Below are 20,074 nucleotides of genomic sequence, written 5' to 3'. Positions count from 1 at the left end.
CCCAGAATGAACCACGTTGCAACCCGGAAGCTGCGCCCCATGAACATGGCCTCTCTCTTCAGCCCGGCACGCGCCGCCGGCAAGCGCCAGGGCCTGGCGCTCATCACGCTGTGCCTTGCCGTGCTGGTCGCACAGATCGACATGGCGGTAGTCAACCTCGGCACACGCCCCATCGGCGAATATTTCTCGGCGAGCGTCATCGCGCTGCAGTGGGTGCTCGACAGCTACAACCTGGTCTACGCGGTGCTGCTGCTCACCGGCGGCCTGCTGGCCGACCTCTACGGCCGGCGCCGCATCTTCATGATGGGCGCGGCGGTTTTCACGGGCGCATCCCTGCTGTGCGCCATGGCGACTTCGGTCTGGCTGCTGGTCGCCGGGCGGGCGCTCGCGGGCCTGGGTGCGGCGCTGCTGATGCCCGCATCGCTCGCGATCATCCGCGTGACCTGGCAGGACAGCGCGGAGCGCGGCCGGGCGCTCGGGATCTGGGCGGCATGCAACGGGCTCGCGATGGCCATCGGCGCACCGCTGGGCGGCGTGCTGATCCGCCACTTCGGCTGGCGCAGCATCTTTCTCGCGGTGATTCCGCTGGGCCTTGCCGCGCTGGTGCTGGCGCTGCCGTCCATTGCCGAGTCGTCGGACCCCGAAGACCGCAGCTTCGACGCCATGGCCCAGGCCTTCGGCGCCCTGGCGCTCGGCGGCCTGGCCTTTGCGGCCATCCAGTCGCACGATGCACCGCGGCTCGCCGCCGCCGCGTGGGTGGCGGCCGCAGCCGCCTTCGTGCTGTTCGTGCGCATCGAGCGCGGCAAGGGCGCCGCCGCGCTGGTGCCGCTCGACATCTTCGGGGTGCCGGCGTTCCGCGGCGCGATGGCCGCCACCATCGGCATGACCTTCGGCATGTACGGCGCGCTGTTCCTGCTGCCGCTGACCTGGCAGGGCACCGGCATGCTCGATGCCGCGCACGCCGGCCTCGCGCTGATTCCGATGTCGCTGGTGTTCGTGGCGGTCTCTCCGTTCAGCGGCCGGCTGGCCGGGTGGCTGGGGCCGCGCGCCCTGACTTGCGGCGGGGTGGCGGTGATCGGCTGCGGGCTGCTGCTGATCGGCCTGGGCGCGCAGCGCGCCTCCATCGTGCCGGCCGAGCTCGGGCTGATGCTCACCGGGCTGGGCATGGGCCTGGCGACCGGGCCGCTGATGGGCGAAGCCGTCGGCGCCGTGGATGCGGCGCGCTCGGGCACGGCCGCTTCGCTCATCAACGTTGCGCGCATCGCGGGGGCGACGCTCGGCGTGGCGGTGCTCGGCGCGGTGTACGCCGCGGCGCACGGCGGCCCCGGCGGGTTGCGCCTGGCGATGTTCTGCGGCGCGGCGATGCAGATCGGCTGCGCGGCTTTCGCCTGGCACACGGCTCGCCCGCGTTGAACTGCGGCGGGGCTCGGCGGCCATGGCTTTGCCTCCTCAGCGTGCCGGTGCCGAAGCATCGAGCGCGAGATTCAGCGCCAGCACATTGACGCGCGGCTCGCCCAGCCAGCCCCAGAGCGGCGCCTGCGTATGGCTGGCGACCAGCGCATTCATCTGTTCGACCGACACGCCGCGCATGCGTGCCACGCGCGCCGCCTGGTAGTGCGCGGCGGCGGGGCTGATGTCGGGGTCGAGCCCGCTGGCCGAGGCCGTGACCAGGTCGACCGGCACGGCCGCGGCATTGCCCGGGTCGGCGGCGCGCAGCGCCTCGATGCGCTGCTTGACCGCATCGGCCAGCGCCGGGTTGAGCGGCCCGAGGTTCGAGCCGCCCGAAGCGCTCGCGTTGTAAGGCTGCGGCGCGGTGGCCGAGGGCCGGCCCCAGAAGTGCTTCGGATCGCCGAAGTCCTGGCCGATGAGGCTGGAGCCCACGGTGGTGCCGCCCTGCACGACCAGGCTGCCGGCCGCCTGCGACGGGAACAGTGCCTTGGCGGCGCCGGTGACGGCCAGCGGATAGGCCAGGCCCGTGAGCGCGCTCAGCAGCGCGAAGAGCACGAGCGCGGGACGAATGACGTTGTTCATGGTGAAGAACTCCTCAGACCAGATGGACTGCGACCAGCAGCCAGTCGATCAGCTTGATGCCGATGAAGGGAACGAGCAGGCCGCCGAGGCCGTAGATGGCCAGGTTGCGGCGCAGCAGCGCGGCCGCGCCCACCGGCCGGTAGCGCACGCCCTTGAGTGCGAGCGGAATCAGGAACACGATCACGAGCGCGTTGAAGATCACCGCCGACAGAATGGCCGACGACGGGCTCGCGAGCCGCATCACATTGAGCGCGCCGAGCTGCGGATAGGTCGAGACGAAGATCGCCGGAATGATCGCGAAGTACTTCGCCACGTCGTTGGCAATCGAGAAGGTGGTGAGCGAACCGCGCGTCATCAAGAGCGCCTTGCCGGTCTCCACCACCTCGAGCAGCTTGGTCGGATTCGAATCCAGGTCGACCATGTTGCCGGCCTCCTTCGCGGCCTGCGTGCCGCTGCCCATGGCCACCGCCACGTCGGCCTGCGCGAGGGCGGGCGCGTCGTTGGTGCCGTCGCCGGTCATCGCGACCAGGCGGCCTTCGGACTGGTACTGGCGGATCAGCGCGAGCTTGTCCTCGGGCGTGGCCTCGGCCAGGAAGTCGTCCACGCCGGCCTCGGCCGCAATGGCCGCGGCGGTGAGCTTGTTGTCGCCGGTGATCATCACGGTCTTGATGCCCATGCGGCGCAGTTCGGCAAAGCGCTCCTTGATGCCGGTCTTGACGATGTCCTTGAGCTCGACCACGCCGAGCACGCGGTTGCCCTCGGCCACGGCCAGCGGCGTGCTGCCGCGGCGCGCCGTTTCCTCGGACGCGCGCAGCACCTCGGCCGGCATGCTGCCGCCCAGCGATTCGACATGCCGGCGGATCGCATCGACGGCGCCCTTGCGCAGCAGCACCGCGTCGGTGTCGAGACTGTTCGGTGCAGCCGGCAGGTCGACGCCGCTCATGCGGGTCTGGGCCGTGAAGGATACGAAGCGCGCGCCCTCGACAGATGCGGCCTCCAGGCCATCGCGGCGAGCGAGTTCGACGATGCTGCGGCCCTCGGGCGTCTCGTCGGCCAGCGACGCGAGCATGGCGGCCCGCGCGAGGCGGCCCTTCGGCACGCCGGGTGCGGGCAGGAAGGCACTCGCCTGGCGGTTGCCGTGCGTGATGGTGCCGGTCTTGTCGAGCAGCAGCACGTCGACGTCGCCGGCGGCTTCCACCGCGCGGCCCGAGGTCGCGATCACGTTGGCCTGCATCATGCGGCTCATGCCGGCCACGCCCACGGCCGAGAGCAGGCCGCCGATGGTGGTCGGGATCAGGCACACCAGGAGCGCCACCAGCGCGGTGAGCGACACCACGGTGCCTGCGCCCGCGGCCTCCACGCTGAACACCGAGAACGGCAGCAGCGTGACGGTGACCATCAGGAACACCAGCGTGAGCGCCACCAGGAGGATGGTGAGCGCGATCTCGTTGGGCGTCTTGTGGCGCTTGGCCGCCTCGACCATGCCGATCATGCGGTCGAGGAACGACTCGCCCGGGTTCACCGAGATGCGCACCACGAGCCAGTCGGACAGCACGCGCGTGCCGCCGGTCACGGCCGAGAAGTCGCCGCCCGACTCGCGCACCACGGGCGCCGATTCGCCGGTGATGGCGCTCTCGTCGACCGAGGCCACGCCTTCGATCACTTCGCCGTCGAGCGGGATCACGTCGCCCGTTTCCACCAGCACCACGTCGCCCTTGCGCAGGTTGGGCGCCTGCTCGGGAAGCCACTGCCCGCCGTAGCGCGGCTCCTGCAGCTTCTTGGCCCAGGTATCCTTGCGCAGCCCGCGCAGCGAAGCGGCCTGCGCCTTGCTGCGGCCCTCGGCCAGGGCTTCGGCAAAGTTCGCGAACAGCACGGTGAACCACAGCCAGACGGTGATGGCCAGCACGAAGGCGGGCTTCATGCCGGTGTCGCCGGGGAAGCTCAGCGAATGCACCCAGAGCAGCGTCGTGAGGATGCTGCCGATGTAGACGATGAACATCACCGGATTGCGCCACTGCGTGCGCGGATCCAGCTTGGCGAAGGCGCCCCACAGCGCGGGCTTCACCAGTGCCGCGTCGAGCAGCGAAAGGGAGGTCTTCGAGTTGGTCATGGTGCGCTCCTTCATTTCCAGAGCACGAGGTGTTCGACCACCGGCCCCAGGGCCAGCGCCGGCACGTAGTTGAGAAGGCCGACCAGCAGCACCGTGCCGATCAGCAAAGAGACGAACAGCGGCCCGTGCGTGGGCAGCGTGCCGCCGGTGACCGGCAGGCGCTGCTTGGCCGCGAGCGAACCGGCAATGGCCAGCACCGGCACGATCACCGCGAAGCGGCCGAGCCACATCGCAAGCCCGAGCAGCCCGTTGTAGAACGGCGTGTTTGCCGACAGGCCTGCGAAGGCACTGCCGTTGTTGTTGGCGGCCGAACTCAGCGCGTAAAGAATCTCGGAGAAGCCGTGCGCGCCGGGGTTCGCAATGCCGGCCTTGCCCGCGCCGGCCAGCACCGCCACCGCCGTGCCGGCCAGCACCAGCACCGGCGTGACCAGGATGGCGATGGAGATCAGCTTCATCTCGCGCACCTCGATCTTCTTGCCGAGGTACTCGGGCGTGCGGCCGATCATCAGCCCCGCGATGAACACCGCGAGCATCGCGAAGATCAGCATGCCGTAAAGCCCGCTGCCCACGCCGCCGAACACCACCTCGCCCAGCTGCATCAGCACCATGGGCACCATGCCGCCGAGCGGTGTGAAGGAGTCGTGCATCGCGATCACCGCGCCGCATGAGGCGGCGGTGGTGACGGCGGCGAACAGCGCCGAGGCATCGATGCCGAAGCGCACCTCCTTGCCTTCCATGTTGCCGCCGCTCTGCAGCGCGCCGTGCAGCTGGTCGACGCCCAGCGCGCCGAGGAGCGGATTGCCGGCCTGCTCGGCGGGAATGACGACCATCACCGCGGCCACGAACATCACCGTCATCGCCGCGAGCACCGCCCAGCCCTGCCGCAGGTCGCCCGCCACGCGCCCGAACGCGAAGCACAGCGCCGCCGGGATCAGGAAGACCGCGATCATCTGCAGCAGGTTGGCGAGCGCGCTCGGGTTCTCGTACGGGTGCGCCGAGTTGGCGTTGAAGAAGCCGCCGCCGTTGGTGCCGAGCATCTTGATGGCTTCCTGCGAAGCCACCGGACCCATGGCGAGCGTCTGCCCGCCCGCCGCCGTGGCCTCGACCGTCTGCACGGTCTTGTAGGCATCGAAGTTCTGGATCACGCCCTGGCTCACGAAGAACACCGCGAGCACGAACGACAGCGGCACCAGCACCCAGAGCGTGATGCGCGTGAGGTCGGCCCAGAAGTTGCCGACCAGGCCCCTGGCCTTGCCGTCGCCGCGCCGCGCGAAGCCGCGTATCAGCGCGAAGGCCACCGCAATGCCCGTGGCGGCCGAGAAGAAGTTCTGCACCGCGAGCCCGAGCATCTGCGTGAGATAGCTCATGGCCGACTCGCCGGCATAGCCCTGCCAGTTGGTGTTGGAGACGAAGCTCACCGCGGTGTTGAAGGCCGAGTCGGGCGATACGGCGCCCATGCCCGCGGGATTGAGCGGCAGCCAGCCCTGCAGGCGCTGCAGCGCATAGACGAAGACCGCGCCCACGGCGTTGAAGGCCAGCAGCGCGATGGCATAGCGCAGCCAGTGCATCGACTGCTCCGGCCTGGTGCCGGCGAGCCTGTAGAACGGCGCCTCGATGCGCTGCATCCAGCGCGGCACACGCTCGTTGCACAGCGCGGCAAGGAACTTGCCGACGGGCCAGGCCAGCACCAGCAGTGCGGCCAGGAAAAGAGCCAACAGGCCCCATGCGGAGGAAGTCATTTCAGAACTCCTCGGCACAGATCAGCGCGAACACGAGGTACGCGAACAGGACCACGGCCACCAGCGCGCCGAAGCCATAGAGCGCTTCGAGGCCGATCACGATGCATCCCCTTCTGCCGATGCCGCCGCGTGCTTCGGCGCGCCGAGCCGGTCCAGCCCCAAGGCCATGGCCGCCACCACGGCCCACAGCGCCAGCAGGGCGCCCATCCAGACGAAGTCCATTCATCACTCCTCAAGCGAAAACAAGGACTCGAGTCTCGGCAGGCGCCCGTAAAAACGGGGAACAGAGTCGGCCGGGGCGCATAAAGAAACCGTAAAGGCGTCCCTCCTTTTCAAAGGGCTCGACAACACCTCGGCTGTCATTTGATAATCAAAGCAAGCTCTTTGAATAAAAAAGGATGACCACGCGCCCCCTCGACGCCAAGCCCGGCTGGATCCCGCACCAGCCGGCGGACCGCATCCTGTCCACGCTCAAGACCCGCGGCGCGCTCGGCATTCCCGACATCGCCAAGGTGCTCGACGTCACGGTGGAGGCCGTGCGCCAGCAGATGGCCAAGCTGCAGGCCGAGGGCCTGGTCGATGCCGAGAGCCGCCCGGCGGGCCGCGGCAGGCCCACGCAGATATGGCGCCTCACCGGCGCCGGCCACGCCCGCTTTCCCGACACGCACGCCGAGATGACGGTGCAGATGATCAGCGCCGTCATCAGCGTGTTCGGCGAGAAGGGCATGGACCGGCTCATCGGCGCGCGCGAGGAGGCCATGCGCACCAACTACCGCGAGGCCATGCGCGGCGCGCGCAGCCTGAAGAACAAGCTCGAGCGGCTGGCCGAAATCCGCAGCCGCGAGGGCTACATGGCCGAGCTGCGGCCCGAGGGCGACGGCTTCCTCTTCATCGAGAACCATTGCCCCATCTGCACCGCGGCGCGCGCCTGCACCGGCTTTTGCCGCAGCGAGCTCCAGCTCTTCGACGAAGTGCTGGGCCCCGGCGTGAGCGTGAGCCGCGTCGAACACGTGCTCGCCGGCGCGCGGCGCTGCGCCTACCAGGTGAGCCCGAAGAGCGCGCCCTGATCCGATTCGATTTCCAAACCAACCCGAAAGGAAAACCCACCATGGAACACACCCTGCCGCCCCTGCCCTACGCCCTTGACGCGCTGGCACCCGAGTACTCGAAGGAAACCCTCGAGTACCACTACGGCAAGCACCACAATGCCTACGTGGTGAACCTCAACAACCTGCAAAAGGGCACTGAGTTCGAGTCGATGCCTCTCGAGGACATCGTCAGGAAGTCCAGCGGCGGCATCTACAACAACGCCGCCCAGATCTGGAACCACACCTTCTTCTGGAACTGCATGAAGCCCCAGGGCGGCGGTGCTCCCACGGGCGCGCTGGCCAAGGCCATCGATGCCAAGTGGGGCAACTACGACGCCTTCAAGGAAGCCTTCGTGAAGTCGGCCGTGGGCAACTTCGGCTCGGGCTGGACCTGGCTGGTGAAGAAGGCCGACGGTTCGGTAGACATCGTGAACATGGGCGCCGCGGGCACGCCGCTGACCACCGGCGACACCCCGGTGCTGACGGTGGACGTCTGGGAGCATGCCTACTACATCGACTACCGCAACCTGCGCCCGAAGTTCGTCGAGACCTTCCTGGCCAAGCTGGTGAACTGGGACTTCGCGGCCAAGAACTTCGGCTGAGGAGCCGGATCCGGCCCGGCGGGCATCCTCATCACCCGTTGATGAGGTTGAGGATGTTGCCGTCCGGGTCCTTGAACCATGCGACCTTCATGTCGCCCATGACATGGATGTCGCCTTCGAGCTTTGCGCCGGGCATGTCGTAGTGCTCGAAGCGCACGCCCTTGGCCTTGAGCGCGGCCACGAGGCGCTCGATGTCGCCATCGACCGGCCAGGTCACGGCCGTGGCCTGGTTGGTGCCCGCAAAGGCCGAGCGGTACACGTTGATGCGCGAGTTGCCGCTGCGGTAGACGACCACCTCGTCGCCCTCGGCATCGACCTGCGCCAGCCCCAGCGTGCCTTCATAGAAACGGCGCGCCACGGCGAGGTCCTTCACCGCGAGATTGGCCACCGCGTTGATGTTTCCGAGCATGAGAGTCTCCTGTGAAGCCCATCGCGCAGTGGACGCGCGGCGGGCGAGCCAAAAATACTCAACCATTTGGTGGAGTATTTGGCGTTGGCGGGCTGCTGTCAATCCATCGGAAAATACCCCGCCAGCCGATATGGGCCCCATCGCGAATGAAGAATCCGCAAGGCCCCGCTTCCGGCACACTGCACCCCCGGTGCAGTGACCGCCATCCACGGCTGCTGCAACCCCGAATCGCTCAGACAAAGAGACAAGCAAACCCATGATCCGCAGACACTTCGGCACGCTGGCCATCGCGCTGGCACTTCCCCTGGCCTTCACCGCCCCTGCGCAGGCACAGTCCTACCCCGCCAAGCCCATTCGCATGGTCGTGCCCTTCCCGCCCGGCGGCGGCACCGACATCCTGGCGCGGCTGGTCGCGCAGAAGCTCACCGAGGCCAACCACTGGACCGTGGTGCCCGACAACCGCGGCGGCGCCGGCGGCACCATCGGCATTGCGGAGGCCGCGCGCGCCGCGCCCACGGGCTACGACATCGTGATGGGCCAGAAGGACAACATGGTCGTCGCGCCCTGGCTCTACAAGAACCTGAACTACAACCCGGTGAAGGACCTCACGGCCGTGGCGCACGTGGCCTACACGCCGGTGGTGATCGTCACGCAGGCCAACTCGAAGTTCAAGACGCTCGACGACGTGGTGAAAGCCGCGCGCGCGGCGCCCGACACCGTCACCTACGGCTCGCCCGGCAACGGCACCACCATCCACCTGGCCGGCGAGATCTTCAACAGCGCCGCCCAGATCAAGATGCGCCACGTGCCCTACAAGGGCTCCAACGCGGCCATGATGGACGTGCTCGCGGGCAACGTCGACCTGATGGTGTCGTCGGTGCCCTCGGCGCTGGCGCAGATCAAGGCGGGCAAGCTGCGCCCGCTGGCCGTGACCTCGGCCAAGCGCAGCACCTCGCTGCCCGAGACGCCCACCGTGGCCGAGCTCGGCTACAAGGGCTTCGACGTGTCGACCTGGTACGGCCTCTTCGTGCCCGCCAAGACGCCGAAGGACGTGATCGCCACGCTGAATACCGAAGTCAACAAGCTGCTGGCCACGCCCGAAATGAAGGCCGCCATCATCGCGCAGGGCGCCGAGCCGCAGGGCATGACGCCCGAACAGTTCGAGACGCTGCTGAAGACCGACTACGAGAAGTGGAAGGGCATCGTGCAAGCCTCGGGCGCGACCATCGAATAAGCGCGGCCGCCGCACAATGGCGTCTCCACCACAGGCCGCAGCGACGGCACGGAGACACCGATGGCAGCACAGCGCAAGAGTTCGAAGAACAACACCCTCCTGCTGAAGGCCACCACCCTGGCAGCGGTGGCCGCCCTGGTGCAGGGCTGCGCGCAGACGCCGGCCGGCACCACCGCAGGGCTGCCCGCCGCGCCGTCCGAGGCCAGCGTGGCGGCCCATGTGGCGACCGCCACGCGCGCAGCCGGCACCGACCTCAAGCCCCTGCTGACCCTGTGCCAGCCCGCCCCCGCCGCCCGGCCGCCGCAGGACGCGCTCGACAAGAGCCTCACGGGCTTCATCAACCGGCCCGCGCCGCCGCCGGGCCAGGCCTTCAACAACCTGTACTTCGTGGGTGCCGACTGGGTCAGCGCCTGGGCGATCAAGACCTCGCAGGGCATCATCCTGATCGACGCGCTCAACACCCAGGCCGAGGCCGCGGCGCTGATCGAAGGCGGCATGCGCAGGCTGGGGCTCGACCCGGCGCAGATCAAGTACGTGATCGTGACGCATGGCCACGGCGACCACTACGGCGGCGCCAGCTACCTCGCGCAGAAGTACCGCGCACGCGTGGTGATGAGCGAGGCCGACTGGACCATGACCGAGACCAGGCTTGAATTCGCGACGCCGATCTGGGGCGCGCCGCCCAAGCGCGACATCTCGGTGAAGGACGGCGACCGCATCACGCTCGGCGACACCAGCGTCACGCTGTACCTCACGCCGGGCCACACCATGGGCACGATCTCTCCGGTGTTCGACGTGAGCGCGGGCGGGCGCAAGCACCGCGCGATGCTCTGGGGCGGCACCGGCTTCAATTTCGGCAAGGACGTGCCGCGGCTGGACGCCTACATCGGCGCCACGCAGCGCATGGGTGCGATCGCGCAGAGCCAGCGCATCGACGTGATGCTGTCGAACCATTCGAACATCGACGGCTCGCAGGCCAAGCTCGCCGCGCTGCGGCAGCAGCCTGCGCCGGCGGCGAACCCCTTCGTGCTCGGCACACCGACGGTGGAGCGTGCGCTGGCCGTGATGGGCGAGTGCGCGCAGGCGCAGCGCGACAGGTTCTTGCTGTAGCCCCTTCGGCACTGCGCGGAAGTTGACGTCGCCGTGCCCCCATCCCGGCCCTCCCCCGGGAGGGGAGGGAGAAACACGGAGAGGATCAGTCCGGCGTGAACTTCTTGTTGAAGATGTCGACGTCCGATGCCAGCTCGAAGGTCGCCACCTGGCCCATCTTGCCGTCGCTGAGGCGGCAGGCGGAGAACAGGCTGTAGCGGCCCTTGAAGTAGAACTCGTCCATCACGATCAGCGCGTACGGATACGGCACGAAGACCTGGTGCTCGAAGATGACGCGGTGCACGTTCCTCGGCGACGGAAAGAGCTTGTAGTCGCCGGTATCGATCGACTTTGCGGTGGCCATGGTGTGCTCTCCTTGCCGGCGCTCAGGCCGGGTCGCGCACGTCGGCCACGGGGTTGCGGCCGAAGTCTTCGCGCGCCAGGTACCCAAGCACCTTGGCCGCGGCGGCGGCCGGGCTGTCGAGCCGGCCTTCCTCCTTCATGCTCACGAAGCGCGTGCGGTCCGGAAAATTCTCGGCCGATGCGCCGCGCAGCTGCACCTGCATGTCGGTGTCGATGATGCCGGGCGCGAGCGAGACGATGCGCGCGCCGTTCGGCGCAGCCGCCTCCTCGAGCGCCACGGCGCGCGAGAAGTGGTCCATGCCGGCCTTGGCCGCGCAGTACGGCGCCTGGCTGCCCATGGCGTTGCGCCCCAGGCCCGAGGAGATGTTGAGCACCTTGCGCGCGCCGCGCCATCCGCGCGTGGCGCCCAGGAAGGCGGCCGTCAGGAGCATCGGCGCCTCCAGGCCGATGCGCAGCGCCTGCGACAGCTCGGCGCCGACCGCGCTCGCGAGCGGTGCGGGGTTGCCGACGGTACCGGCGTTGTTGATCAGGGTGACGCTGTCGAAGCGCTGGCCGTCGAGCGTCTTGAGCCAGGCCGAGAGGCGCGCCGATGCGGCCACCGGATCGGACAGGTCCTGCTCCCACTGGATGAGTTCTGCGCCGGCCTGTTGCGCGGCTTGCGCAAGCTGCGGGTCCTGCCTGCGCGAAATGCCGAGCACCGTGTGGCCGGCCTGCAGCAGCTGTTCGGCCATGGCGCGGCCCAGGCCGCGCGAGGCGCCGGTGATCAGGGTGAGGTGGGAAGAAGCGGTCATCGGGAAAAGAGTCTTTCTGGAACGAAGGCGCGAGGTTAAGCGGTATCGGGAGGCCCCGGGCTCAGCCGGTGCGGAACTGGTTGCGCAGGAAGTTGCGGTGCCGCGCGATGTGCTGCAGCTGCGCTGGCGCGATGGTGCCGCCAAGGTCGACCTCGTCGGCCCCGTTGAGCACCGCGTTGGCATGGGTCATTGCACGCGCCACGACTTCTTCCTCGCTCAGGCCGAGCTGCGCCGCCAGGTCGAGCGCCACGCGGCGCATGGCGCGCTGCGAGAGCATCCACATCGCGCCGAAGCGGTCCCAGGCGAGCGCGGCCTCGTCGGCCTTCTCGCGCTCGGCAAGGATCTCGGCGAGCGGCTTGGCCAGCACCGCGTCGAGCGCGTCGATCTTCTCGGTGAGCGCCTCGCTGCGCGCGATGGCTTCCTCGAGCGTCGGGCCGGTGTCTGCGGCCTTGGCCTTTGCTGGCGCCTCGGGCGGCGGAATGAAGGCGGCCTGCGCATCCGCGGGCACGATCTGGAGCTGGTCTTCGAGGGTCATGGGTTTTCCGTTTCGGGTGAGCGGCTGTTGCTGCTGTTCTTCTTGTTCGACATCGCGCTCGCGCGCAGGCCCGGCAGGTCGAGCACGCGCAGCCCACCGTACTCCACCCGGATCAACCCCTCTGCCGACAGGCCGTTGAGCGCCTCGTTCACGCGCTGGCGCGACAGGCCGACCAGGTAGGCCAGCTCCTGCTGCGTGATGCGCAGCACTTCGCCCACGCCCGGGTAGAGCACCGGGTTGAACAGCGACACGAGGTTGCGCGCCACGCGCGCGTCGGGGTTGTTGAGCCGGTCGATCTCCAGCGCCGCAATGAACTGGCCGAGCCGCTCGTTGAGCTGGTTCATCACGAAGCGGTTGAAGCCGATCGAATGATCGAGCAGCCAGTGGAAGCTCTCGATCGGCAGCCCCGCCACCACGCTGCGCCGCAGCGCCTGGATGTTGTAGCGGTAGGGCTCGCGCTTCATCACCGTGCCTTCGCCGAACCAGCCGCCGGGCGGCACGCCGGTGTAGGTGACGGAGCCGCCGTCGGCGTTGTCGTTGCTCATCTTGAGCAGGCCCTCGACCACGCCGAACCAGTAGGTGGGCGAGCGGCCGACGCGGCAGACCAGGTCGCCAACCTCGGCCTCGCCCACCACCAGCGCGGCTTCGGCGCGGCGGCGCTCGGCCGGCGTGAGCGTGGGCAGCCACGGGATGCCGCCGAGTTCGGCAGCGTTGGCGGGACGCACGCGGTCCTTGATGGAACCGCCCAGCACGTTGCGTTGATTGGGATTGCCGTGAGGCATCGGGAAACTCCGGGGAGTAGTGTCCCTAGGATTGTCGTTGGAACGACAACACGGCGTCAAAGTGGGGCCTACGATCCGCCCACTGTGCAAACCACCGCCCCCACCTTTCCCCGTCTGCTGCTTGCGCATGCGCAAGCCCAGCCCCAGGCGCCCGCCATCCGCGAGAAGGATCTCGGCATCTGGCAAACCTGGAGCTGGAGCGCCGTGGCGCAGGAAGTGCGCGAAATGGCCTGCGGCCTCGCGAGCCTGGGCTTCAAGCCCTTCGACAACCTGTCCATCGTGGGCGCCAACCGCCCGCACCTGTACATGGCGGTGCTCGCGGCGCAGAGCCTGCGCGGCGTGCCGGTGCCGCTCTACCAGGACGCGGTGGCCAGCGAGATGGTCTTCATGCTGCAGGACGCGGCCATCGACTTCGTGATCGTGGAGGACCAGGAGCAGGTCGACAAGCTGCTCGAATGCCGCGAGCTGCAGAAGGACCAGCAGCACGGCATCCGCCACATCATCTACGACGACCCCAAGGGCCTGCGCCACTACGACCAGCCCGGGCTCATGAGCTACGAGCAGCTGCGCGAACTGGGCCGCGAATTCGACAAGACCCACGTCGGCTACTACGACCGCGCGGTGGCCAGCGGCGAGGCCACCGACGTCGGCGTGATCCTCTACACCTCGGGCACCACCGGCCGGCCCAAGGGCGTATGCCAGACGCATGCGAGCTTCATCGCGGCGGGCCGCGGCGGCGTGGAGACCGACAGGCTCGGCCCCGGCGACAACATCATGAGCTACCTGCCGATGGCCTGGGTCGGCGACCACCTGTTCTCGGTGGCGCAGTGGCTGGTGGGCGGCTTCACGCTCAACTGCCCCGAGTCGTCCGAGACGGTGATGAACGACATGCGCGAGATCGGCCCGAGCTACTACTTCGGTCCGCCGCGCACCTTCGAGGGCCTGCTCACGGCCGTGTCGATCCGCATGGAAGACGCGGCCGCGCCCAAGCGCTGGCTGTACGGCAAGTTCATGGCGCTCGCGCAGCGCGTGGGCGCCGACATCCTGAACGGCGCGCCGGTGGGCACGGGCGACCGGCTGATGTACAGCCTTGGCAACCTGCTGGTCTACGGGCCGCTGCGCAACGTGCTGGGCATGAGCCGCATCCGCGTGGCCTACACGGCCGGCGCGGCCATCGGGCCGGACCTGTTCCGCTTCTACCGCTCGATCGGCGTCAACCTCAAGCAGTTCTACGGCCAGACCGAGACCTGCGCGTACGTGTGCCTGCAGCAGGACGGCAAGGTCAAGCTGCAGACCGTGGGCACGGCCGCGCCGGGCATCGAACTGAAGATCGCCGAGGACGGCGAGGTGCTGGTGCGCGGCGTCTCGGTGCTCAAGGAATACTACAAGCGCCCCGACGCCACGGCCGAGGTGCTCGACGCCAACGGCTACTTCCACACCGGCGACGCCGGCGTGCTCGACAGCGAGGGCCACCTGCGCATCATCGACCGCGCCAAGGACGTGGGCCGGCTCGCGAGCGGCGCGATCTTTGCGCCCAACTACATCGAGAACAAGCTCAAGTTCTTCCCGCAGATCAAGGAAGCCGTGTGCTTCGGCAACGCACGCGAGGAGGTCTGCGCGGCCATCAACATCGACTTCGAGGCGGTGGGCAACTGGGCCGAGCGCCGGGGGCTGGCCTATGGCGGCTACGTCGACCTGGCCGGCAAGCCCGAGGTGCTGGCGCTCGTCGCCGAATGCATCGCCAAGGTGAATGCCGACCTGGCGAGCGAAGACGGCATGGGCGAGACGCAGATCGCGCGCTTCCTGGTGCTGCACAAGGAGCTCGACCCCGACGACGACGAGCTCACGCGCACGCGCAAGGTGCGGCGCGGCTTCATCGCCGAGAAATACGCGGTGCTGGTCAGCGCGCTGTACGGCGGCAAGAGCGAGCAGTTCATCGAGACCCAGGTCAAGTTCGAGGACGGACGCACGGGGGTTGTCAGCGCCAAGCTGAAGATCACCGAAGCCAAGACCTTCCCCATCGTGAAGGCCGCTGCATGAGCAATCGGAAAATCGGCGACGTCATCCTCGACGTCCAGAACATCAGCCTGAGCTTCGGCGGCGTGAAGGCGCTCACGGACATCAGCTTCAACGTGCGCGAGCACGAGGTGCGGGCCATCATCGGCCCCAATGGCGCGGGCAAGAGCTCGATGCTCAACTGCATCAATGGCGTGTACTGGCCGCAGCAGGGCTCCATCACTTTCCGCGGCCAGACCTTCAAGCACATGAACTCGCGCCAGGTGGCCGAGATGGGCGTGGCGCGCACCTTCCAGAACCTGGCGCTCTTCAAGGGCATGAGCGTGCTCGACAACATCATGACGGGGCGCAATCTCAAGATGAAGAGCGGCCTGCTCGCGCAGGCGCTGCGCTGGGGCCCGGCCGAGCGCGAGGAGCTGCAGCATCGCGAGTTCGTCGAGCACATCATCGACTTCCTGGAGATCCAGGCGCACCGCAAGACGCCGGTGGGCCGCCTGCCCTACGGCCTGCAAAAGCGCGTCGACCTGGGCCGCGCGCTCGCGATGGAGCCGCAGGTGCTGCTGCTCGACGAGCCGATGGCCGGCATGAACGTGGAGGAAAAGCAGGACATGAGCCGCTTCATCCTCGACGTGAACGACGAGTTCGGCGCGACCATCGTTCTCATCGAGCACGACATGGGCGTGGTGATGGACATCTCCGACCGCGTGGTGGTGCTGGACTACGGCAAGAAGATCGGCGACGGCACGCCCCACGAGGTGCGCAACAACGAAGACGTGATCCGGGCATACCTGGGCGTGGAGCACTGACGCCATGCCACACCCGACCCTGGTGCATTGCTCCTTCCCTTCCCGGGGGAAGGCTGGGATGGGGGCACGACAGCCCTCGCAATACAGCCGCGCTTCATCGAGCGCCGCGAGCCCCCACCCCAACCCTCCCCCGGAAGGGGAGGGAGAAAAACAAGAGAGACATTGACCATGGGCTTTTTCCTCGAAACCCTGTTCGGCGGCCTGATGGTCGGCATGCTCTATTCGCTGATCGCGATCGGCTTCGTGCTGATCTACAAGGCCTCGGGCGTCTTCAACTTCGCGCAGGGCGCGATGGTGCTGTTCGCGGCGCTGGCCATGGCGCGCTTTGCCGAATGGTTCCCGCAGTGGTTCGGCTTCGAGAGCCAGGTGCTCGCGAACATCCTGGCCTTCATCGCGGCCATGGGGGTGATGGTGATCGTGGCCTGGCTGATCGAGCGGCTCGCGCTCAGCAAGCTGGTGAACCAGGAAGGCATCACGCTGCTGATGGCCACGCTGGGCATTGCCTACTTCCTCGATGGGGTGGGCCAGACGATCTTCGGCAACGACATCTACAAGATCGACGTGGGCATGCCCAAGGAACCGCTGATGGTGCTGCAGGGCACCTTCCAGGGCGGCCTGCTGCTGAGCCAGGAAGACCTGGTGGCCGCGCTGGTGGCCGCGGGCCTGGTGGTGGTGCTGGCCGTGTTCTTCCAGAAGACCGCCACGGGCCGCGCCCTTCGCGCCGTGGCCGACGACCACCAGGCCGCGCAATCCATCGGCATTCCGCTCAAGCGCATCTGGGTGATCGTGTGGTCGGTGGCGGGCTTCTCCGCGCTGGTGGCCGGGGTCATCTGGGGCTCGAAGCTGGGCGTGCAGTTCTCGCTCTCGCTGGTGGCGCTGAAGGCGCTGCCGGTGGTGATCCTCGGCGGCCTCACCTCGATCCCGGGCGCGATCATCGGCGGCCTGCTGATCGGCGTGGGCGAGAAGCTTTCTGAAATTTATCTCGGCCCCATGCTCGGTGGCGGCATCGAGATCTGGTTCGCGTATGTACTCGCACTGGTGTTCCTGCTGGTCCGTCCGCAGGGGTTGTTCGGCGAAAAAATCATTGATCGGGTCTGAGTAATGTTCTACAGAGAGAACGGCCAGTTCAAGTCGAGCTACCGCGCCGACCAGCAGATCTTCCCGATCGCGCAGGACCGCATCGCCATCCTGGTGCTGCTGCTCGCGGCCTTCGTCGCGGTGCCGCTGGGCGTGTCGGACTACTGGATGCGCGCCATCCTCACGCCCTTTCTGATCCTGTCGCTCGCGGCGCTGGGCCTCAACATCCTGGTCGGCTATTGCGGGCAGATCTCGCTCGGCACCGGCGCCTTCATGGCGGTGGGCGCGTACGCGGCCTACAACTTCCAGGTGCGCATCGACGGCATGCCGCTGATCGCGTCTCTGCTGCTGGGCGGCCTGTGCGCCACGGTGATCGGCGTGCTGTTCGGCATTCCGAGCCTGCGCATCAAGGGGCTGTACCTCGCGGTGGCCACGCTGGCGGCGCAGTTCTTTACCGACTGGGCGTTCCTGCGCATCCAGTGGTTCACCAACAACTCGTCGTCGGGTTCGGTGAGCGTGGCGGGGCTCAATGTGTTCGGCGTGCCGATCGAATCGCCGGTGCAGAAATATCTGTTCTGCCTCGTCTTCGTGGTGGTGTTCGCGCTGCTCGCGAAGAACCTGGTGCGCAGCGCCATCGGCCGCGAATGGATGGCGATGCGCGACATGGACGTGGCGGCCGCGGTGATCGGCATCCGCCCGGTGTACGCCAAGCTCACGGCCTTTGCGGTGAGCAGCTTCATCGTGGGCGTGGCGGGCGCGCTGTGGGGCTTCATCCACCTGGGCGCGTGGGAGCCGGCGGCGTTCAGCATCGACCGCTCGTTCCAGCTGCTGTTCATGGTGATCATCGGCGGGCTCGGCTCGATCATGGGCAGCTTCTTCGGTGCCGCGTTCATCGTGCTGCTGCCGCTCTTCTTGAACCAGTTGCCGGGATGGCTGGGCTTCTCGATTTCCACGGCGCTGGCCTCACACCTGGAGACCATGATCTTCGGCGCGCTGATCGTTTTCTTCCTGATCGTCGAGCCGCACGGGCTGGCGCGGCTGTGGTCCACCGCCAAGGAAAAGTTGCGGCTCTGGCCCTTCCCCCACTGATTTTTCCGTTCGTAGAAACCGGCACCGAGGTGCCCACATAAGGAGACAGGCATGAAACTGAAATCGCTCGCTCTGACCGCCGCCCTGGTGGCCAGCACCCTCGGCGCGCTGCTTGCGCCATCGCTCGCCCAGGCGCAGGCCAAGGAACAGTTCTTTCCGCTGCTGGTGTACCGCACCGGCCCCTATGCGCCCAACGGCACGCCCTGGGCCAACGGCAAGCAGGACTACATCAAGTACATCAACGCCACCGGCGGCATCAACGGCGTGAAGATCACGTACGAAGAGTGCGAGACCGGCTACGCCACCGACAAGGGCGTGGAGTGCTACGAGCGCCTGAAGGGCCGCCCCGGCGTGACGCTGTTCGACCCGCAGGCCACCGGCATCACCTTTGCGCTGACCGACAAGGTGCCCACCGACAAGATCCCGCTCATCACGCTGGGCTACGGCCTGTCGGCGTCGCAGGACGGCAGCGTGTTCAAGTGGAACTTCCCGCTCATGGGCAGCTACTGGACCGCGGCCGACATCCTGATCCAGCACATCGGCAAGAAGGAAGGCGGCATGGACAAGCTCAAGGGCAAGAAGATCGCCCTCGTGTACCACGACTCGCCGTTCGGCAAGGAGCCGATCCCGCTGCTGCAGGAGCGCGCCAAGCAGAACGGCTTCGAGCTGTCGCTGATTCCGGTCACCGCGCCCGGCGTGGAGCAGAAGTCCGCCTGGCTGCAGGTGCGCCAGTCGCGGCCCGACTACGTGCTCTTGTGGGGCTGGGGCGTGATGAACTCCACCGCGCTGAAGGAAGCCGTGGCCACCGGCTATCCGCGCGAGAAGATGTATGGCGTGTGGTGGGCCGGCGCCGAGCCTGACGTGAAGGACGTGGGCGCCAACGCCAAGGGCTACAACGCGCTGGCGCTCAACACCTCGGGCACCGAGCCGAAGGTGATCCAGGAAATCCTCAAGCAGGTGCACGACAAGGGCCAGGGCACGGGGCCGAAGGACGAAGTGGGCTCGGTGCTCTACACCCGCGGCGTGATCATCCAGATGCTGGGCGTCGAAGCCGTGAAGCGCGCGCAGGAGCGCTTCGGCAAGGGCAAGGTCATGACCGGCGAGCAGGTGCGCTGGGGCATGGAGAACCTCGCGCTCGACCAGAAGAAGCTCGATTCGCTGGGCTTCTCGGGCGTGCTGCGCCCGCTCGGCACCTCGTGCCAGGACCACATGGGCTCGACCTGGGCCCGCGTGCACACCTGGGACGGCGCCAAGTGGGGCGGCATGTCCGACTGGTACCAGGCCGACGAGCAGATCATCAAGCCGATGGTGAAGGTGGCGGCCGAGAAGTACGCGGGCGAAAAGAAGCTCACGCGCCGCGACGCGGCCGACTGCAGCATGTGACGGCTTGAGGAACCGTGGCGGCTCGCGAGAGCCGCCATTCGAAAGAACAGCCTCCTGTTGTTCTTTCGAATGCTTCGGACCACACCATGAGCGAACCCAACATCATCCTCAATGTCAACGGCATCGAGGTCATCTACAACCACGTGATCCTCGTTCTCAAGGGCGTGTCCCTCACGGTGCCCGAAGGCGGCATCGTGGCGCTGCTCGGCGGCAACGGCGCGGGCAAGACGACCACCTTGCGCGCGGTAAGCAACCTGCTCGCGGGCGAGCGCGGCGCGGTCACCAAGGGCACGATCGAACTGCGCGGCGAGCGCATCGAGGCGCTGTCCCCGGCCGAGCTGGTGAAGCGCGGGCTGATCCAGGTGATGGAAGGCCGGCACTGCTTCGCGCACCTGACGATCGAGGAAAACCTGATGACCGGCGCCTACACGCGCAGCGACGGCAAGGCCGCGGTGCAGCAGACGCTGGAGAAGGTGTATGCGTACTTCCCGCGCCTGAAGACGCGGCGCACTTCGCAGGCGGCCTACACCTCGGGCGGCGAGCAGCAGATGTGCGCCATCGGCCGCGCGCTGATGGCCAACCCGAACATGGTGCTGCTCGACGAGCCCTCGATGGGCCTGGCGCCGCAGATCGTGGAAGAGGTGTTCGAGATCGTGAAGGACCTCAACACCAAGGAACGCGTGACCTTCCTGCTGGCCGAGCAGAACACCAACATGGCGCTGCGCTATGCCGACTACGGCTACATCCTGGAGAACGGCCGCATCGTGATGGACGGGCCGGCCAAGAGCCTGCGCGAGAACGAGGACGTGAAGGAGTTCTACCTTGGTGTGGGCGGCGCGGACCGCAAGAGCTTCCGCGATGTGAAGAGCTACAAGCGGCGCAAGAGGTGGCTTGCATGACCGTCGTGGCTTCGAGGCACCGGCCCTCACC

General features: G+C 67.7%; 21 protein-coding genes. 11 read left to right on the top strand and 10 right to left on the bottom strand.

All coding sequences use genetic code 11. The annotated features are described in order from the left end of the window. The first annotated feature begins 39 nt into the window (after nucleotides 1-39). Nucleotides 40-1,413, top strand: coding sequence for an MFS transporter (locus VPA02S_RS13805; protein WP_062364175.1), 1,374 nt, complete (start codon nucleotides 40-42; stop codon nucleotides 1,411-1,413). Nucleotides 1,414-1,449: 36 nt separating this feature from the next. Here the strand turns inward: VPA02S_RS13805 and kdpC are convergent, their stop codons facing one another. Genes kdpC through VPA02S_RS32305 form a run of 5 tightly spaced genes read right to left on the bottom strand, consistent with a single transcriptional unit; the run spans nucleotide 1,450 to nucleotide 6,102 of the window. After that, nucleotides 1,450-2,031: a potassium-transporting ATPase subunit KdpC gene (gene kdpC / locus VPA02S_RS13800; RefSeq protein ID WP_062364173.1), complete on the bottom strand. Its 582-nt coding sequence runs from the start codon at nucleotides 2,029-2,031 to the stop codon at nucleotides 1,450-1,452. 13 nt (nucleotides 2,032-2,044) lie between these two features. Beyond that, a complete protein-coding gene (gene kdpB, locus VPA02S_RS13795; protein ID WP_062364488.1) occupies nucleotides 2,045-4,141 on the bottom strand; it encodes a potassium-transporting ATPase subunit KdpB in 2,097 nt (698 codons plus the stop codon). Between the two features lie 11 nt (nucleotides 4,142-4,152). Next, nucleotides 4,153-5,880, bottom strand: coding sequence for a potassium-transporting ATPase subunit KdpA (gene kdpA / locus VPA02S_RS13790; protein ID WP_062364170.1), 1,728 nt, complete (start codon nucleotides 5,878-5,880; stop codon nucleotides 4,153-4,155). Nucleotide 5,881: 1 nt separating this feature from the next. Next, a complete protein-coding gene (gene kdpF / locus VPA02S_RS13785; protein ID WP_018905139.1) occupies nucleotides 5,882-5,980 on the bottom strand; it encodes a K(+)-transporting ATPase subunit F in 99 nt (32 codons plus the stop codon). After that, nucleotides 5,977-6,102: a hypothetical protein gene (locus tag VPA02S_RS32305; protein ID WP_018905140.1), complete on the bottom strand. Its 126-nt coding sequence runs from the start codon at nucleotides 6,100-6,102 to the stop codon at nucleotides 5,977-5,979. Before VPA02S_RS32305 ends, kdpF begins: the two co-directional genes overlap by 4 nt. Nucleotides 6,103-6,278: 176 nt before the next feature. Between VPA02S_RS32305 and VPA02S_RS13780 the strand changes: the two genes are divergently transcribed. Continuing rightward, on the top strand, nucleotides 6,279-6,947 hold the full coding sequence (locus VPA02S_RS13780) for a helix-turn-helix transcriptional regulator (RefSeq protein WP_062364168.1): 669 nt from the start codon (nucleotides 6,279-6,281) through the stop codon (nucleotides 6,945-6,947). Between the two features lie 41 nt (nucleotides 6,948-6,988). Next, entirely contained in the window at nucleotides 6,989-7,570 is a 582-nt protein-coding gene (locus VPA02S_RS13775) for a superoxide dismutase (protein WP_062364166.1), read from the top strand. 31 nt (nucleotides 7,571-7,601) lie between these two features. Here VPA02S_RS13775 and VPA02S_RS13770 read toward each other — a convergent pair whose 3' ends face one another. Continuing rightward, nucleotides 7,602-7,979: a VOC family protein gene (locus VPA02S_RS13770; protein WP_062364164.1), complete on the bottom strand. Its 378-nt coding sequence runs from the start codon at nucleotides 7,977-7,979 to the stop codon at nucleotides 7,602-7,604. Nucleotides 7,980-8,235: 256 nt separating this feature from the next. Here VPA02S_RS13770 and VPA02S_RS13765 point away from each other — a divergent pair, with 256 nt between their 5' ends. Together VPA02S_RS13765 and VPA02S_RS13760 are read left to right on the top strand one after the other, a co-directional pair. Continuing rightward, a complete protein-coding gene (locus tag VPA02S_RS13765) occupies nucleotides 8,236-9,213 on the top strand; it encodes a Bug family tripartite tricarboxylate transporter substrate binding protein (protein ID WP_062364162.1) in 978 nt (325 codons plus the stop codon). A gap of 60 nt (nucleotides 9,214-9,273) precedes the next feature. Next, nucleotides 9,274-10,323: an MBL fold metallo-hydrolase gene (locus tag VPA02S_RS13760; protein WP_062364160.1), complete on the top strand. Its 1,050-nt coding sequence runs from the start codon at nucleotides 9,274-9,276 to the stop codon at nucleotides 10,321-10,323. 85 nt (nucleotides 10,324-10,408) lie between these two features. Here the strand turns inward: VPA02S_RS13760 and VPA02S_RS13755 are convergent, their stop codons facing one another. The 4 genes from VPA02S_RS13755 to VPA02S_RS13740 form a co-directional block, all read right to left on the bottom strand. Continuing rightward, a complete protein-coding gene (locus VPA02S_RS13755; protein WP_015867751.1) occupies nucleotides 10,409-10,666 on the bottom strand; it encodes a hypothetical protein in 258 nt (85 codons plus the stop codon). Nucleotides 10,667-10,688: 22 nt separating this feature from the next. Next, on the bottom strand, nucleotides 10,689-11,456 hold the full coding sequence (locus tag VPA02S_RS13750; protein WP_018905145.1) for an SDR family NAD(P)-dependent oxidoreductase: 768 nt from the start codon (nucleotides 11,454-11,456) through the stop codon (nucleotides 10,689-10,691). A gap of 61 nt (nucleotides 11,457-11,517) precedes the next feature. Then, complete coding sequence (locus VPA02S_RS13745; protein ID WP_015867753.1) at nucleotides 11,518-11,991, bottom strand: hypothetical protein; 474 nt, start codon at nucleotides 11,989-11,991, stop codon at nucleotides 11,518-11,520. Then, a complete protein-coding gene (locus VPA02S_RS13740; RefSeq protein WP_062364158.1) occupies nucleotides 11,988-12,773 on the bottom strand; it encodes a Crp/Fnr family transcriptional regulator in 786 nt (261 codons plus the stop codon). The genes VPA02S_RS13745 and VPA02S_RS13740 overlap by 4 nt, the downstream gene beginning before the upstream one ends. Nucleotides 12,774-12,857: 84 nt before the next feature. On the opposite strand from VPA02S_RS13740, the gene VPA02S_RS13735 reads away from it, so the two are divergent. The 6 genes from VPA02S_RS13735 to VPA02S_RS13710 all read left to right on the top strand — a co-directional run bounded on the left by VPA02S_RS13735 (nucleotide 12,858) and on the right by VPA02S_RS13710 (nucleotide 20,043). Continuing rightward, complete coding sequence (locus tag VPA02S_RS13735; RefSeq protein ID WP_062364156.1) at nucleotides 12,858-14,813, top strand: AMP-dependent synthetase/ligase; 1,956 nt, start codon at nucleotides 12,858-12,860, stop codon at nucleotides 14,811-14,813. Beyond that, on the top strand, nucleotides 14,810-15,595 hold the full coding sequence (locus VPA02S_RS13730; protein ID WP_015867756.1) for an ABC transporter ATP-binding protein: 786 nt from the start codon (nucleotides 14,810-14,812) through the stop codon (nucleotides 15,593-15,595). The genes VPA02S_RS13735 and VPA02S_RS13730 overlap by 4 nt, the downstream gene beginning before the upstream one ends. 168 nt (nucleotides 15,596-15,763) lie before the next feature. Then, a complete protein-coding gene (locus tag VPA02S_RS13725) occupies nucleotides 15,764-16,693 on the top strand; it encodes a branched-chain amino acid ABC transporter permease (RefSeq protein WP_015867757.1) in 930 nt (309 codons plus the stop codon). 3 nt (nucleotides 16,694-16,696) lie between these two features. After that, on the top strand, nucleotides 16,697-17,761 hold the full coding sequence (locus VPA02S_RS13720; RefSeq protein ID WP_018905148.1) for a branched-chain amino acid ABC transporter permease: 1,065 nt from the start codon (nucleotides 16,697-16,699) through the stop codon (nucleotides 17,759-17,761). Between the two features lie 51 nt (nucleotides 17,762-17,812). Next, complete coding sequence (locus VPA02S_RS13715; RefSeq protein ID WP_015867759.1) at nucleotides 17,813-19,144, top strand: ABC transporter substrate-binding protein; 1,332 nt, start codon at nucleotides 17,813-17,815, stop codon at nucleotides 19,142-19,144. Nucleotides 19,145-19,230: 86 nt separating this feature from the next. Beyond that, nucleotides 19,231-20,043: an ABC transporter ATP-binding protein gene (locus VPA02S_RS13710; protein WP_015867760.1), complete on the top strand. Its 813-nt coding sequence runs from the start codon at nucleotides 19,231-19,233 to the stop codon at nucleotides 20,041-20,043. Nucleotides 20,044-20,074 lie beyond the last annotated feature (31 nt).

This window comes from Variovorax paradoxus NBRC 15149 (assembly GCF_001591365.1).
Lineage (GTDB): Bacteria > Pseudomonadota > Gammaproteobacteria > Burkholderiales > Burkholderiaceae_C > Variovorax > Variovorax paradoxus.
The sequence above is the reverse complement of the archived record's forward strand: the minus strand, read 5'-3'. Positions and strand labels throughout refer to the sequence as shown.